The organism is Nostoc sp. (assembly GCF_036917635.1).
Taxonomy (GTDB): domain Bacteria; phylum Cyanobacteriota; class Cyanobacteriia; order Cyanobacteriales; family Nostocaceae; genus Nostoc.
Map to the genome: position 1 here is coordinate 22,241 of NZ_JBALCW010000053.1, position 15,785 is coordinate 38,025.

General features: G+C 41.0%; 11 protein-coding genes. 7 read left to right on the forward strand and 4 right to left on the reverse strand.

Features of this window, described 5'->3' with window-relative positions; translation table 11 throughout:
- Positions 1-11 precede the first annotated feature (11 nt).
- The 4 genes from V7K32_RS14130 to V7K32_RS14145 all read left to right on the forward strand — a co-directional run bounded on the left by V7K32_RS14130 (position 12) and on the right by V7K32_RS14145 (position 3,473).
- Entirely contained in the window at positions 12-974 is a 963-nt protein-coding gene (locus V7K32_RS14130; protein WP_334994164.1) for a J domain-containing protein, read from the forward strand.
- Positions 974-2,185 (forward strand): ATP phosphoribosyltransferase regulatory subunit, encoded by a 1,212-nt coding sequence (locus V7K32_RS14135; protein ID WP_334994166.1) that lies wholly within the window; start codon positions 974-976, stop codon positions 2,183-2,185. The genes V7K32_RS14130 and V7K32_RS14135 overlap by 1 nt, the downstream gene beginning before the upstream one ends.
- Positions 2,186-2,410: 225 nt before the next feature.
- A complete protein-coding gene (locus V7K32_RS14140; RefSeq protein WP_012407913.1) occupies positions 2,411-2,635 on the forward strand; it encodes an indolepyruvate ferredoxin oxidoreductase subunit alpha in 225 nt (74 codons plus the stop codon).
- Between the two features lie 109 nt (positions 2,636-2,744).
- Positions 2,745-3,473 (forward strand): ABC transporter ATP-binding protein, encoded by a 729-nt coding sequence (locus tag V7K32_RS14145; RefSeq protein ID WP_334883641.1) that lies wholly within the window; start codon positions 2,745-2,747, stop codon positions 3,471-3,473.
- An 832-nt stretch (positions 3,474-4,305) separates the two neighbouring features.
- Here the strand turns inward: V7K32_RS14145 and V7K32_RS14150 are convergent.
- Positions 4,306-5,610, reverse strand: coding sequence for a hypothetical protein (locus V7K32_RS14150; protein ID WP_334994168.1), 1,305 nt, complete (start codon positions 5,608-5,610; stop codon positions 4,306-4,308).
- A 617-nt stretch (positions 5,611-6,227) separates the two neighbouring features.
- On the opposite strand from V7K32_RS14150, the gene V7K32_RS14155 reads away from it, so the two are divergent.
- Positions 6,228-6,950 carry a carbonic anhydrase gene (locus V7K32_RS14155; RefSeq protein WP_334994170.1) on the forward strand — a complete coding sequence of 241 codons (723 nt, stop codon included), beginning with the start codon at positions 6,228-6,230 and terminating at the stop codon, positions 6,948-6,950.
- A gap of 1,212 nt (positions 6,951-8,162) precedes the next feature.
- The gene (locus tag V7K32_RS14160; RefSeq protein ID WP_334994172.1) at positions 8,163-9,671 is read left to right on the forward strand and encodes a UbiD family decarboxylase; all 1,509 of its coding nucleotides are present in this window, start codon (positions 8,163-8,165) and stop codon (positions 9,669-9,671) included.
- A gap of 318 nt (positions 9,672-9,989) precedes the next feature.
- Here the strand turns inward: V7K32_RS14160 and V7K32_RS14165 are convergent, their stop codons facing one another.
- Positions 9,990-11,207 (reverse strand): hypothetical protein, encoded by a 1,218-nt coding sequence (locus tag V7K32_RS14165; RefSeq protein WP_334994174.1) that lies wholly within the window; start codon positions 11,205-11,207, stop codon positions 9,990-9,992.
- A 46-nt stretch (positions 11,208-11,253) separates the two neighbouring features.
- Entirely contained in the window at positions 11,254-11,733 is a 480-nt protein-coding gene (locus V7K32_RS14170) for an endonuclease domain-containing protein (protein WP_334994176.1), read from the reverse strand.
- A 180-nt stretch (positions 11,734-11,913) separates the two neighbouring features.
- Here V7K32_RS14170 and V7K32_RS14175 point away from each other — a divergent pair, with 180 nt between their 5' ends.
- Positions 11,914-13,530 (forward strand): tetratricopeptide repeat protein, encoded by a 1,617-nt coding sequence (locus V7K32_RS14175; protein ID WP_334994178.1) that lies wholly within the window; start codon positions 11,914-11,916, stop codon positions 13,528-13,530.
- Positions 13,531-13,746: 216 nt separating this feature from the next.
- On the opposite strand, the gene V7K32_RS14180 is transcribed toward V7K32_RS14175, so the two are convergent.
- Positions 13,747-15,657, reverse strand: coding sequence for an ATP-binding protein (locus tag V7K32_RS14180; protein ID WP_334994180.1), 1,911 nt, complete (start codon positions 15,655-15,657; stop codon positions 13,747-13,749).
- Positions 15,658-15,785 lie beyond the last annotated feature (128 nt).

Sequence of the window (15,785 nt, forward strand, 5' to 3'; positions counted from 1 at the left end):
AAAACCTCTATATGTATTTCAAAATAGATCGTGGACTATTTAAATATGATTTCATAGATCATCACGCAGTTTTATGCGTTGCAGTCGATGCGGATGTCAAAGAGATTCGCAAACGTTATCTCAAAATCGCCCGCCGTTTGCACCCAGACAGTAGTTTTACTGAAAGTGCTAGTCACAAAGAGCTAGGGAACGAATTGTTATCAAAGCTGGTTAACCCAGCTTACGAAAAACTGTGTGGCGATCGCACTCGCACGGAATATATTTTAATTTTGTCGCAAATTGGCAAGCGCCTACTACAAGAATCTACTTCGGTGACTCTCAACACCGACTTGGCTAAACAGTTAGCCCAGACACCTAATCTCGATCATTTCTATAAAAGTGCGATCGCTAAAATCGGCGAAACCCAATATGATTCTTTAGAGCAAGCGCTGCAAGTCATTGCCCAAGTTAGTGAGTTGAATTTAGTATATTTAATGCGGAGTGCAAGCAAACCATCCGCAGCGCCGCGGCCACCTGCTCAACCCAAAGTCGAATCAGGTACGCCTCAGTCAAATACACCACCAGCACCACCACCAGCACCACCATCAGCGCCACCAAAAGAAGACTTGATTGTAGACCAGTATGTTCGTCGCGCTCAATCTTTGATTGACAAAAACCAATTTGCCCCAGCCAAAGTAGAGTTGCAAGAAGCCCTAAAGCTAGAACCTAAAAATAGTCGCTGTCATAGCTTAATTGCAATGGTGTATTTGAAGCAAAATCAGCTAAAAATGGCAAAAATCCACTTCGACAATGCTCTCAAATTAGACCCCAACGACGAAACGGCTCTGCAATGGAAACCAAAAATAGATAGAGCTATAGGACAACAATCTAGCGATCATAAAGTGACTTCATCCGCCAATAATGGAGATAAGCAACCAGATAAATCTGGTAGTGGTGGTTTGTTCGGTGGTTTGTTTGGTGGGAAGAAAAAATAATGGTGTATCAACCAGCAGCAGGAGCCAGGGATTTATTGCCCTTGGATGTGGAGAAAAAACGCTGGATTGAAGATAGATTACAGCAGGTGTTTCACCGTTGGGGATATCACAGGATTATCACCTCGACTTTAGAACGCATGGATACTCTGATGGCGGGGGAAGCAATCCAGCGTCAGATGGTGATTCAACTACAAAATGGTGAAGATGATGAATTAGGGCTACGTCCAGAATTAACAGCATCCATTGCTCGCACCGTTGTCACTCGCATGGCAAATGCAACTTATCCGCAACGGTTGTACTACAACGCTAATGTGTTTCGCCGCACTTGGGAAAGTAGGCATAATCGCCAGCAAGAGTTTTATCAAGCTGGGGTGGAATTATTAGGTGCTGGCGGATTGTTGGCGAATGCGGAAGTACTGCTGTTAGTAGCAGATTGTTTGGCAGCACTGGGGTTGCGGGAATGGCATTTAATTTTAGGTGAAGCGGGAATTACCCGATCGCTCCTGAGTGCCTTTCCTGCTAATTTACAGGATAAAGTTCGTAGTGCGATCGCTCATCTTGACCGCATTACTATAGATACTTTACCCCTAAGTGATAAACTACGCGATCGCGCCCGAATCATGCTGGATTTGCGTGGCCCCAGTGCAGACGTGTTGCAAAAAGTTAGTAGTTTGGATCTAGACCAAGAACAGCGAGAGGCAGTGAATAACCTCAAATCCCTAGTAGAATTACTAGAATTAGAGAAAAAATTTCCGTTAATCCTTGACCTTAGCCTTATCCAGACTATAGATTACTACACTGGTATCGTCTTTGAAGTTGTCAACAATACCGAATCTCAAGCCAGAGTTTTAGGGCGTGGTGGTCGCTACGACCAGCTTTTGGGGCTATATCATCCCCAAGGAGAAAACATTCCCGGAATTGGTTTTGGACTAAGTATCGAAGATTTATACCAAGTTCTATTGTCTACACAGCAATTACCACAGGCAACTCCAACGAGTGACTGTTTGGTAGTACCAGAGACAGCTAGCGCTAACGCTTTTGCCTTTGCTTACGCGCAAAAATTCAGAGATTCTACTGATTTAGTGCGGGTAGAAATTGATTTGGGAGGAAGGGATGCAGACGCTATTCGCCAATACGCAAGCGATCGCGGCATTGCCCAAATTGCTTGGATCAAAGCTGATGGCTCCCCAAAAATTGAGCCATTGCATTAGGAATTAGGAATTGGGAATTGGGCATCCCTTCGGCTTACCTCGGCAATGCTTGGCACGAGTCGCTCAGGGCAAGTGGGCATTGGGAAGAGGACAAGGAAACAAGGAAAATTGGGGACAAGGAGAAGGGACAGACTTGTTGCAAGTTCTCCCTCATCCCCCACTTCCCACTCCCCACTCCCCTGCTAGGCTAGAAATAGCCGATACAGAAAAGAGGGAATCGAGAACATGCCGCACACAATTGTTACAGAAGTCTGTGAAGGCGTCGCTGACTGCGTAGATGCCTGTCCAGTAGCTTGTATTCATGATGGCCCAGGCAAAAATGCCAAGGGAACTGATTGGTACTGGATTGACTTTGCCACTTGTATCGACTGTGGTATATGTCTCCAAGTTTGCCCAGTAGAAGGGGCAATTCTTGCAGAAGAACGACCGGAGTTGCAAAAAACTCCTTAATAGTCCATAGTCAACAGTCAATAGCTATTTTTAACTTGACTGTTGACCAATGACAAACGACAAATACTTTGGCTTGTCTACGAAACGCACTTGCGTTGGCTCAGTACAAATGACAAATGACTATTTACTAGATGTCCAAAATGTCCACGCTGGATACATCAAAGATGTAGATATCCTGCAAGGTGTGAATTTCCGGGTTGCACCAGGTGAGTTGGTAACTGTGATTGGCCCCAACGGCGCTGGTAAATCTACTTTAGCAAAAGCAATTTTTGGACTTTTGATCCCCCACACAGGGACAATTACCTTCAAAGGTGAAAATATGGTGGGGCTAAAGTCCAATGAAATAGTTCAGCGAGGAATGTGCTACGTACCGCAAATCGCCAATGTTTTCCCCTCCCTTAGTGTTGAAGAGAACTTGGAGATGGGTGCTTTTGTGCTTAATGTTCCCCTGAAACCAATTAAAGATAAAATATTTACTATGTTCCCCAGACTAAGCGATCGCCGTCGTCAACGCGCTGGTACTCTCTCTGGAGGAGAACGCCAGATGCTAGCGATGGGCAAAGCTTTGATGTTGGAGCCTAGTTTGCTGATTTTGGATGAACCATCTGCTGCTTTGTCGCCGATTTTGGTGACACAAGTGTTTGAGCAGATTAAACAAATTAATCAGGCGGGTACTGCGATCGTATTAGTGGAACAAAATGCCCGTAAGGCTTTAGAGATGGCTAATCGCGGCTATGTACTGGAGTCAGGACGCGATGCTATCTCAGGGCCAGGTCAAGAACTGTTGAATGATCCTAAAGTGGGTGAGCTATATCTGGGAGCAGGTAAAAGACATTAATCCGGATTTTTCACTCTTGCCCCCATTCAACATAAAACCACTTTAATAAGGAAACTTCACCAGGCGATAGCGATGTCTAAGGCGGGCTGCGCCTACGCTATCTATAGACTAATACAAAAGCTATAACAATTCCTGCCACTGCCGCGACCGTCGTTTTCGATGCTCAAAGAATTCTCCCCAATAATCCTTGCGTTTCTAATCACATCTACAGCGAGTAGAAAGGCAAAACAGGACATTCATTTAGGAAAAAATGGCCAAAATGCAAATTAACTAGATTGGGCAGAACCCCGATTCAACAGTAAGGCTTACTAAACTTCTTATATATAAAGCTCTGCATCAGTTTTTAATATACTGCTGAGTCACAATAAATCCTGCAAAGCCGCTCTAGAGGGAACCTGGGGCGTTTTGTCATGGTATAAAAACGCCTATGTTTACCCAATCAAAATTAATTGAGTGCTTTCGGCAATTTGGCATCCAAAATTTTTCTGTTCCAGTTTTAATTGAGATATCAACAGGGTTACTGGGACATTGAGAAAGTTCTTCAAGGGAGCGATTCCCCTCTCAAAAATCCCACCCAATGGCCAGTTGTTGACGCTCGTGTAAACTACCCTTTTAGGGTTAGATGCAGTAAACAAGTAGAGCGAGCGTCACCGCTTCACCACAACTGGCTAGAAATCAAACAGAAAACAAATAGTACAAATGGACTAATACCATTTCACAAAATACCTGATATATAGGTAGGGGTATACAGATGTATGCTCCTACAGTCGAATTCATTATATTGCAAAGATTTTTGACGGAAGTATTGACATACCAAAGCGATCGCTACCATTTATTTAGTCTGTAGCTGCCTAAGTTTATTATTTGCCGATAATAGTAACTCTTGAGCTTTCAGATAGGCTGTAGTACCATTTTGCACTTTTTCTAACTGATTAATAATACTTTGCAATTGGCTCAACACTCGATTGTGCTGTACATCATGAGCATCAGCAGGAGTTGAAGCTAACAAGCTTTCGATTTCTCGTTGTGCTAATTCCATTGCCTCCACAGCATCTGCCTCAGCTTGCCGCCTTACCTTAACTTGACCTAAATTAGCCTCATAAATTGCTAATAATTTCTGTGCTTCGGTATAACCAGCTACGTCTTTTGCAGGAATTTCTTTAAGGCGCTCAATTGCTTCTATCCACAAATTTTCTATCTGTCGCCATTCAGTTACGGTATGCGGTGGATTTTGACCAGCTTTGGCAGCTTGCCAGGAAAATTGCCGCGCTGCGGTGATTAAGGCGCTGATGCGATCGTTCCCAGCGGCCAATCCCACAACTTCCTGAAACTCACGTTTATAATTATCTAGTTGATTTTGTACAGTTTTTCCTGCCAGAGTTTGACCAGGAATCTGCTCTAATTGATTCAGCGCGGTCTGCCAAGCAGATGTTGCAGTCTGTTTATCAGTTGTTGTTGCAGCGTGTTCATATTGCTGTTTTGCATTTAATAGGGTCTGCATATTATTAGTAAGCAAAGACTGAGCATTCTTTTCTTGAAAAACCTTAGCTTCTAGTTGTCCAACTTGACTCCGAAATGCATTAAAACCGTAAATGCTAAAGCGCGAGTCGTACCACCAATATCTGTATTCAGACCAATCGTTAACAAAGGAAGTTGGTAACTTATCTAAATGTTTTTGTGCTTCTTGGAGCTTCTCTTCTCCCAAAGCCAAATCTGCTGGACTGGTAGCTTTTTCAATCAATTGTTCAGCTTGCTCGACTGATACCAACGCCTGTCGATAGTGATTATCCATACTTATATAGCTGGGTAGCAACAAAAAAGGTGCATGAAGCATCACCGGACGGCGAATCACCTGGTAAGGCTGGTTCGTCACCCAAATCACACCAACGGGAATACCGATAAGTATTGCTATCCAAATAAGTCTACTACCTATACCCCGCTTGGCTTTGCTATGCAGTTGCTGAGAGGATTTTTTGAGAGCCTGCCTCTCTAGCTCCATTTCATGCTCTAATTTAGCTAGGTTTTTGGGGGTTAATGGCGTTCTAGATTGTTGGACAGGGGCAGACGGAGCTATCCCAGAGCTATTTTGATAATTTTTACGTAGAAAATTCCAGTTTATTTTGTTTAAAAAAGCCATAAATATAGCCAGTACTGCGTTAAGTATTCCCAAAAAAACACCTGACAATTCAGGTTATGTGGAAAAGCTAATCATTAACCTAACCCCCTTCCCGCATCAGGAAGGGGTAAATTCAAAGGGGAGCATCCCGTCCCGTCAGGTGCAAAAACCTTGATAGCCCTCATCCCCTAACCCCGAATCCCATCATATGGGATTCGGGGAACTAGAATTATGTCTTTTCCAGATGACTGTCAGAAAAAAACACAGGGAATACATATATAGGGGTAAATAATTAAAAGTTTTTAAGTAGCTAGACAAGATAAAACCAAACTATGTAACGAAAAGTAAAATCTCTGTATTTGGCTCGTAGTTGCGCTGTCTTGCGCTTTAGCGCAGCTACGAGCCAGTGATGATTATTTGCGCCCACTTACTTAGTCCTGATAAAACTTGCTATGAGCGATGAATGGCTCACTACGAACTAGGATTTAATTTTATGTTTAATTATGCATACCTACTTAAGTGCTAAATCACGATGTCATCTGAAGATTAAATGACTCTTAAATAGTGTAAAAGGGTACTCTTGCATCTTGCTTAAGCCTGATATCTTCTTGAGAACAGCTTTCTTTTCAGGTAGATTGATGAGTCGAATTAATGGATTTGTAGGGCGACGTGATTTCTTAAAATTTGCCAGTGTAGTAGGTATTGCAGCTACTACTTTTGGTGATAGTTTTTGGAATACAGAGCAAACTGCTGTTGCTGATATTCATCCAGTTAACCCTAATCTAGTTAGTCCTAATGAAGCCGTCAGACGCTTGCTTGATGGTAATCAAAGATTTATCCAACAAAAACGTCAATATCCCGATCAATCACTAGAACATTTGCGATTAGTCGCTAAAGCTCAATATCCGTTTGCCGCTATATTAGGTTGTGCAGATTCCAGAGTCCCTGCGGAAATCGTCTTCGATCAAGGGCTTGGAGATTTATTTGTCGTGCGAGTTGCTGGTAATGTCGTTAGTGATACAGTTATAGGTAGTCTGGAATATTCTACAACAGTTTTAGGTTCGCAGTTGATTGTAATTTTGGGTCATAAAAGATGCGGTGCAGTAGCAGAAGCAATCAAAAACGAACCACTTCCTGGCAGAATTGGTTTGATTATTGAGGGTATCAAACCATCTGTAGAAAGGGTAAAGTTAAGAACGGGTGATAATATGCAGAATGCAGTTATAGCCAATATTGAATATCAGGCTGAAAAATTGCAGGAAAGCTCGACTATTTTGGACAAATTGCTCAGTGAAGGGAAACTCAAAATTGTCGGCGCTTGTTACGATATTGACACTGGTAAAGTCAACATTATTACTTGAAAATATCACAGTTTTTAGGAGTAAGATTCTTAGTTTAATGATGTTACAAAAAATTATTGTTTATTGATAATATTGAAAATTAATAAAATTCATTGCTCAACTTAAAAAAATATTCCTTATAAGTAGATAGTCGTAATTAAGTATAAGAGTAAACCTCACCCTCAATCCCTCTCCTTATTATTGTCGGGGTCAGCCGGATTGAGGGTGAGGTTTTATATTTAATTTGACCTACTTACTTACCATTTAAGAAAATACCTGTTACATATAGCCGACTTTCCGCACTTCATCGTGTAATATGCGTAGATTTCCCATAGGTGGAAAAAAATGGTTAAATCAACAACATAAATCGCCAATGGTATTCAATATTAATACTTAATAATTTGAACATTATTAGGAATTTTTATTGAAAAGATAGATAATACATTTTGAAGTGCGGAATGTGGGATATAGCAATCCTATCTGAGTTGTGAAAAATATGGATTAGGAAACGAACCGCCAAGGACGCAAAGGAAAGAAGAAAGAAGAAAGAGAGATATAATTTTCACGAATAGACCAGGACTTACGCAAGAACCCTCTAAAACTTTTATTCCTTTGTGTCCTTTGCGTCCTTTGCGGTTCGTTTTATCCTGATTTTGCGTAAGTCCTATAGACATCTCCGACAATGAATGTAGAGACGCGAAATTTCGCGTCTCTACAAGGGTTTAAAGTTACGCATATTTAATTTCTGGAGATGTCTAATGATTTAGGACTGCTATATATATTGGTAGGGGCGGCGATGTCTGGGTTGCTCTACGCTAACGCAAAGTTACAAAAATTCAGAAAAACTCAAAAGCAAGGCACAGTCGCAGCTTGTAACAAATAAACCCGGCAGGGGCTATATAACAAAGCCGCCCGCCAGGAAGGTATAGTATATTCTGGCCATGTTTGATTAGGTTAGCGCTTATTTATAAAAAATAATTGCGTATCCCTAGATACAATAACTAAATCCTTTGGAAAACACAGTTAAGAAAAGTTACTAAATAGGTTAATTTCTCATTAAAACCAACAATTTATTTCCTAAATGGGGAGATGAGGGAGCAGGGGGTAGGGGGAGAATAAAAAATTACCTCTTTCCCCCTGTCCCCAGCAAGAACTGCCCCTCTGCCTCTTTCCAATGCCCCATAATATAAGAAAGCGCTTCACACTTCTTAAATAATCAGCTTTATTAGAACAATGGCGAGAGACTTGCGGGGATTCATTAAAATTTTGGAAGAAAAGGGACAATTACGGCGGATTTCAGCTTTAGTTGACCCAGATTTAGAAATTGCTGAGATTTCCAACCGGATGCTGCAAAAAGGTGGGCCAGGGTTGTTGTTTGAAAACGTCAAAGGCGCTTCCTTCCCGGTGGCGGTGAATTTGATGGGAACTGTGGAAAGGATTTGCTGGGCGATGAATATGCAGCATCCAGAGGAGTTGGAAACTTTGGGGAAAAAACTAAGTATGCTGCAACAGCCAAAACCGCCGAAGAAGATTTCCCAAGCGATAGATTTTGGGAAAGTGTTGTTTGATGTGGTGAAGGCGAAACCAGGACGGGATTTTTTCCCTGCTTGTCAGCAAGTTGTAGTTCAAGGTAATGATTTAGATTTACATAAGTTACCTTTGATACGTCCTTATATTGGTGATGCTGGCAAGATTATTACACTGGGACTGGTAATTACCAGGGATTGTGAGACGGGTACTCCAAATGTAGGTGTGTATCGCTTGCAACTACAATCTAAAAATACGATGACGGTTCACTGGTTATCAGTGCGGGGTGGGGCGAGGCATTTGCGAAAAGCGGCAGAACGTGGGAAAAAATTAGAAGTTGCGATCGCACTTGGTGTAGATCCTCTAATTATTATGGCAGCTGCTACACCCATCCCTGTAGATTTATCAGAATGGCTGTTTGCAGGACTTTACGGCGGTTCTGGTGTGCAGTTGGCGAAGTGTAAAACTGTCGATTTGGAAGTTCCCGCAGATTCAGAATTTGTCTTGGAAGGGACGATTACACCAGGCGAAGTTTTACCAGATGGGCCTTTTGGCGACCACATGGGTTATTACGGCGGCGTGGAAGATTCGCCATTGGTACGCTTTGAGTGTATGACACACCGGAAAAATCCAATTTACTTAACAACATTTAGCGGTCGTCCGCCTAAAGAAGAAGCGATGATGGCGATCGCACTAAATCGGATTTATACGCCCATACTACGCCAACAAGTCTCAGAAATTGTCGATTTCTTCCTACCAATGGAAGCATTGAGTTACAAAGCGGCGATTATTTCCATTGATAAAGCATATCCCGGACAAGCGCGACGCGCAGCTTTAGCGTTTTGGAGTGCTTTACCACAATTTACATACACAAAATTTGTAATTGTTGTGGATAAAGATATAAATATTCGCGATCCGCGTCAAGTTGTGTGGGCGATTAGTTCTAAAGTTGACCCAGTGCGAGATGTCTTTATTTTACCGAATACACCTTTTGATACGTTAGATTTTGCCAGTGAAAAGATTGGCTTAGGTGGACGGATGGGAATTGATGCGACTACAAAAATTCCGCCGGAAACAGACCATGAGTGGGGTTCGCCTTTGGAATCTGATCCAGATGTGGCGGCGATGGTAGAAAGACGATGGGCGGAATATGGTTTGGCAGAGTTGCAGTTAGGAGAAGTAGACCCAAATTTGTTTGGTTATGATATGAGGTAATGTGTTATGTCATGTCCCCTTGATTAATTATTGAACCCGGAGAACCCCACCCCCAACCCCCTCCCCGATCTTCGAGAGGGGGCTATGAGAGTTACGAGGAGAGGGCTATGAGAATTAGGTTTAAAATTTTAGTTTTGAGATATTTGTTATGGCCTATCCATTTCCAGGAATGAACCCATATTTAGATGATCCTGAATTATGACCAGGAGTAAATGGGAGACTAATAGTTGCGATGTCTGACGACAAGCTGCTTCGCATCTACGCAGATTATCTATCTCCTCAGCTACGTCCTAAATATTTTGTCACCGATTTACTATTTCACTGTAAACCATTTTTATACAAAAAACTTTTTAATAAATTTTGGCTTATTTCTAAGGCTTTTCTCAAATATTTAACAACTTGTTGTAAATTACTTATTTGCTCTTGATTATTAGTTCTCGCCATTTGCATTTCTAAAATTTGTTCTTCTAGTTCATTAATTGCATTTCTCTGTCCTTTAATTATGTTTCTGGCGTTCAAAGCAATTTCCTGCTTTATAACATCTTCTTGAACTAATATAATATCGTTAAAAGTCACTAAAAATTTTGCTGCTTCGCGGACTGCTAAATTCGGTGACTGAGCAAATAATGAACTAATACCACTACCAGCGCCAGTGCCAAGAATTGCACCGCCACCAACAATCACAGCCATTCCACCTGCCATACCAAAACCACCTCCTGCAATAGCACCTCCGCCTAAAGCCGCTAGCACAGCTGAGATTGCCGCTGCGCCTGAAAGCCCTGGTGCAAGCATAGGAGCTAGTAAAGGAACAAGAATAGGTATTGCAATAGCAGCAGCTACCGCTGCCACAACGGCTCCCCCTATCAAGCCTCCTAACAAAAAATTCAAAGGGTTTGAGCCTGTAATTTCATTGTTCCATTTTTGATAATTAGATTTAAATCTTGTGACGTGTTCTTTTTCTACTCCAAGCTCATTTGCAAAAAACACAAGTGTTTCTATAATTATTGGACGAAATGTTTCGCTAAGTTTTAATTTTTTGAATTGTTCATCCTCCTCAGTACCAAAAGGAGCATAGAGATTAAACAGTGACAATTCTAATACAATTGAATATAAAGGTCGTCTTTTATCGAGTGACCACTTCATTATTTTGAATGCTTCCTCGAATAAAGAATAATCAGTATATAAAAAACTATTATTTTTTTGTAAATCATTACTAGCTAGAGTTTCTAAAAATTTTTCAACTGATTTACTCCACTTGTTTAAATATCTACGTTTAAGCTGCTTTTTTACAAATTCTGTCTCTCTGTCAATATCTTGTTGTAGTAAAAAATACTGAAAACTATACAAAATTTTTGTTTGCTCAAAATTTAGCCCAAACTCTTCCATTGGTGAAGTCATATTTTTATCATTAAAACTTATATATAGTATTCCCATATTGCTTAAGCGATTAACATAATCCACGCGCTCAAAATCACTATCCTGTAAAATAATCGTCAAATCATCACGCAAAGCGATCGCACACCCCAAAAACCACATAATTAGCCCCCTCTCGAAGAGCGGGGAGGGGGTTGGGGGTGGGGTTCTATCTCTGCAACGAAGCAGCAATATCCTGCAACACCCCCTCCATCTTCTCCAGAACATCCTCATTTCTAAATCGCACAACCTGCAACCCCAAACTCTCCAAAAATTCTTGACGTATCGCATCTTCCTGTTGGGTATAGTCATGAATTTCGCCATCCACTTCCACCACTAACCGCGCTTCATTACAATAAAAATCGACGATAAAACGGTCAATTGTTTGCTGACGGCGGAACTTGAAACCCAAAAGTTGCTTGTGTCTCAACTTCTGCCAAAGTAACTTTTCTGCTGGAGTTGGTTCACACCGCATTTGTCGCGCTAATGGCTTAAGTTTTTTCCAAAGTTCGTGGGGGGTTTGCCAAGGGTATCCCGGAACCCCACCCCCTAACCCCCTCCCCGCAAGCGATGAGGGGGGACTGGAGTTGGTGAGAGGCTTTGGGTTGGGGTTTTGATTTTGGGTCATTTGTGCGATTGGTGGTTTCATGTATTATTCCCAGCGATCGCACTCTCTCAACTCCTCAAAACTCTGGCATAATGAAACATGGCCGCACCTAAAAAAGTGATGTAAAGAATTTTTGTGAATATCACCCAAGCTAATTAAAAGGTTTACGCCAAGTGGATATTTTAATAGAATAATCTCATCATAAGATTCGCAGAAATATAAATGGACTGGATTACACTACTGCGATCGCTACAGTCTGATTTTGTTAAAAGGTTAACATCTGGTTGTCTACTTCATTGTGAAACAGAAGGTCAATATAGTGAATTAACTATAATCTCTGGAGAAAGGTTAAAGGCATTACGAGAATTTTGCTGGCTGATGGCTGAGAAATATAAGCGTGTTTCGCCAGTCCGTGATGTTTTTATTAGCTATCTTAAAGGTAAGTTGGGTGAGGAAGTTGTCAAAGAACGTTTAGCTGATTTTATTACCGAAGTCGATTATGAAAAGCGATTCGGCGGCGATGGCAATATAGATTTTACCTTGACTTCTGACCCATCTATTGGTATTGAGGTTAAATCTCGTCACGGTAGTATTGATAGAGTTAAATGGTCAATTAGTTCTGAAGAGGTTGAAAAAAATGCAGTTGTAGTTTGCATTTTGATTCAAGAAGATGTGAGTGAAGCACAATCTGAATATCACCTTTTTTTGGCTGGCTTTCTCCCAACCCGGATGATTAAGTTGAAGACTGGTAAAATTTCTTTTGGGATAGAACAATTACTCTATGGTGGTGGTTTATGGTGTTATCTAGAACAGTTACAATCTTCTATAAATTATTCTAAGCAACAACCACCAATTTACAAATATATCCCCAAGCAGGAAATTGCATCTCAGTCAACTATTAATCAGTTAAGTAAATCTTATTTAAAAGCCGAATATAGTAATGAAGATTTAAATATATTTTATGTAAAATTGGGTAATGAATGTTTTGAGAAAGGAGAATATTCAAATGCGATCGCTAACTATAATCAAGCCTTACAAATTAAATCTAGTGATGTTGATTTATATTATAAACGAGGTTTAGCTTACTATCAAGTAGGAGATTATGAAGCTGCGATCGCAGATTATTCTCAGGCAATCCAGATGAATCTTCATGATGCTAAATCTTACAATAAACGAGGTCTAGCTTTGTCTCAACTGGGGCGATTAGAAGAAGCAATTAATGATTATAGCCAAGCTATCAGAATTAATCCTAATGTTGCCGTAGCTTATAAAAACCGGGCTGAAGCTCGTTCTCATGTAGGAGATAACCAAGGAGCAATTGAGGATTATACTCAGGCTATTAAAATTAACCCCCATTATGCTGATGCTTATAAAAACCGTGGAATTGCTCGTTATTTATTAGGCTCTCAACCAGGATTTACCCAAGCAATCAAAATTAATCCTAAAGATGCCATAGCTTATAAAAAACGTGGTAATGCTCGTTCAGATTTAGGAGATTTTGAAGGAGCGATTGAAGATTATACTCAGGCAATACAGATTAATCCAAATTATGCAGATGCTTATAAAAAACGTGGTAATGCTCGTTCAGATTTAGGAGATTTTGAAGGAGCAATTGAAGATTATACTCAAGCAATCCAGATTAATTCAAATTATGCAGATGCTTATTACAATCGTGGCAATATCCGTTTAGAAATAGCAGATAAACAGGGAGCAATTGAAGACTTTCAAAAAGCGGCAGATATTTATCGTCAAGAAGGTAAGCTAGAAGCACTCAAAGATACACGACAAATAATATTAGATTTAGAAATAGAAGAATCATTAGATATTTTAAACTTCTAAAAAATCGATGAATTCTGATAAATAGCAATTTTCAGCTACCTGAAACTCACAGAATATCCTATCTCATTTGTGAAAATTTTCCCTGTCCATATCCCCGTCTTTCTAAAAGTTATCCGAGATATATACTATTTCCTAATCAGATGAAGTACATCATAGCCCCCTCTCGAAAAGCGGGGAGGGGGTTGGGGGTGGGGTTCTTGTACCTCACAACTTAGCTCACAAAATTGCTCCAGTCTCTTTCAAATAAACCCGCGTAAACGGTTCATCTTCACCCAAAGTATAATCTTCAATCAACCCTTTGCGACGGATAGAAATGTCGTTACCTTTTCTAATCACCACAGTCGAATCATCAAAGACATCCCGCACCAACATCATCTCAGTTTCGGTCGGATTATCCAAAACTACCATATTACTACTGCGGTAAAACATCCCCTCTTCATCAAGAATATCTTCTGCATACTCGGCAATCAGCAAATCAAGTTTTGGATGACGCAGCAAAGTTTGGACGTTGCTGTTGTAATTTTTGCTTAATACTTTTTTGGAGCGATTCACAAAAACTGCATCACGACAAACAGCGCCTATTCTCCAGTTGGGATTTTGCAAAAGGATATGGTCAATCGTTGCTTGCAGTTCTTCAACTGAGATTTTATTAAAGGTAATAATCGGTATCCTAGAATCTGTACCCGACTCAAAAAAGGTTTCTAAGATATAAGAAGGCACATCAACGCTTTCACCAACAGAAGGTTTAAGATGCATTAAAACACCTGGTGCAGCGTTGATTTCCAAGATAGCAAAGTTACTGGATTTCCAAGATTCTGAAAGAGTTTTCGTAATGACATCAATACCAAGGCAAGTCAACTGGAAGTGTTGAGCAATATCTTGCGCCAAGATAATATTGTCATCATGAACTGTCTGGGTTGCATCAATGCTCATACCTCCAGCTGAAAGATTAGCGACTTTACGCAGGTAAACAGTGCGCCCCTTCTCAATCACGCTGTCCAATGATAAGCGCTGTTCCTCTAGGTAGAGTTCCATCGCTTCATCTATCTGAATTTTACTCATCGGCGAGGTAGGCGTGTCTAAACGCGCAGGTTTCCGGTTCTCTAGGCGGATTAATTCTGCAAGCGTTAAATAGCCATCACCAACAACCGAGGCTGGACGCCGTTCTGTGGCGGCGACAAATCTCCCATTGACACACAACAAACGAAAATCTGAGCCGGAAATACTTTTTTCAACAATTATCCGAGTTAGCTGATCTTCGGGAATCGCTGCCAATGCCCTATTATAAGCAGCTGCAAGTTCTTTTGAGTCTTGCACGTCAGCCGTAACGCCAATTCCTTTGTGGCCTACCACTGGCTTAACTGCCACTGGGTAGCCAATTTGTCTTGCTGCCGCCAAGGCATCCTTCTCAGAAAAGACGATATCGCCTTCAGGAACTGGGAAACCCAAGGTTTTTAAGAATGCCTTGCAGTCATCTTTGCGGGTGGTAAACTCCGAATCTAGATGGCTATCACAGTTAAATGTTGTTGCTACCCCCCGGACATGTTTTTTTCCTAAGCCGTATTGCATTAATCCTTCTTCCCACAAATAAAAGGCGGGAATACCTTTTTCGTAGGCTGTTCGCAATAGGGCGTAAACCGTGGGGCCACCATAGACAGAGGCGCGGAATTTATTTTGCAGCCTCACCAATTGTTCATCAAAGGTAAAGTCTTCGTCTTGGGTAATGGCTTCAAACCAATCCCAAACAAAATAAGCTACCTCTCTAGTTGTGCGTTCATGTAGTGATTGGACGCTAATCCGCACACAATCTGGATATGGCTTGACACTCCAACGGTTAAGATGCAAATCCATGTCCAGTTTTCCGACTTCGGACACAACTTGGGCAAATAGATGAGCATAAGATTCGTAGCTTTGACTGCCCAGATTTGGATAGCGATCGCCAATCCTTGCAATATAATCTTCAATGGGCAAACGCTCTCTAGACTGAACTAGAGCAAAGTCAAATACTAGCGCCCCTATATCTAAATAGGGGTTGGTCCCAATATAATGCTTGAAGTTGAAAATATCGAATACATCCGTTCTTCTAGCATTAATGCGGACTAAATCACTGCTTTTTTGTAGAACCATTGATTACGAACCTTTGGCTAAACACCCTGAAATTTAAATGCTGAGTTCTGGTGACTCAGACTTATTGATTGTAAATTGATTCACATTAAATAGTGATGGCAAATCCATTGCTCTAATCAGAACCCACA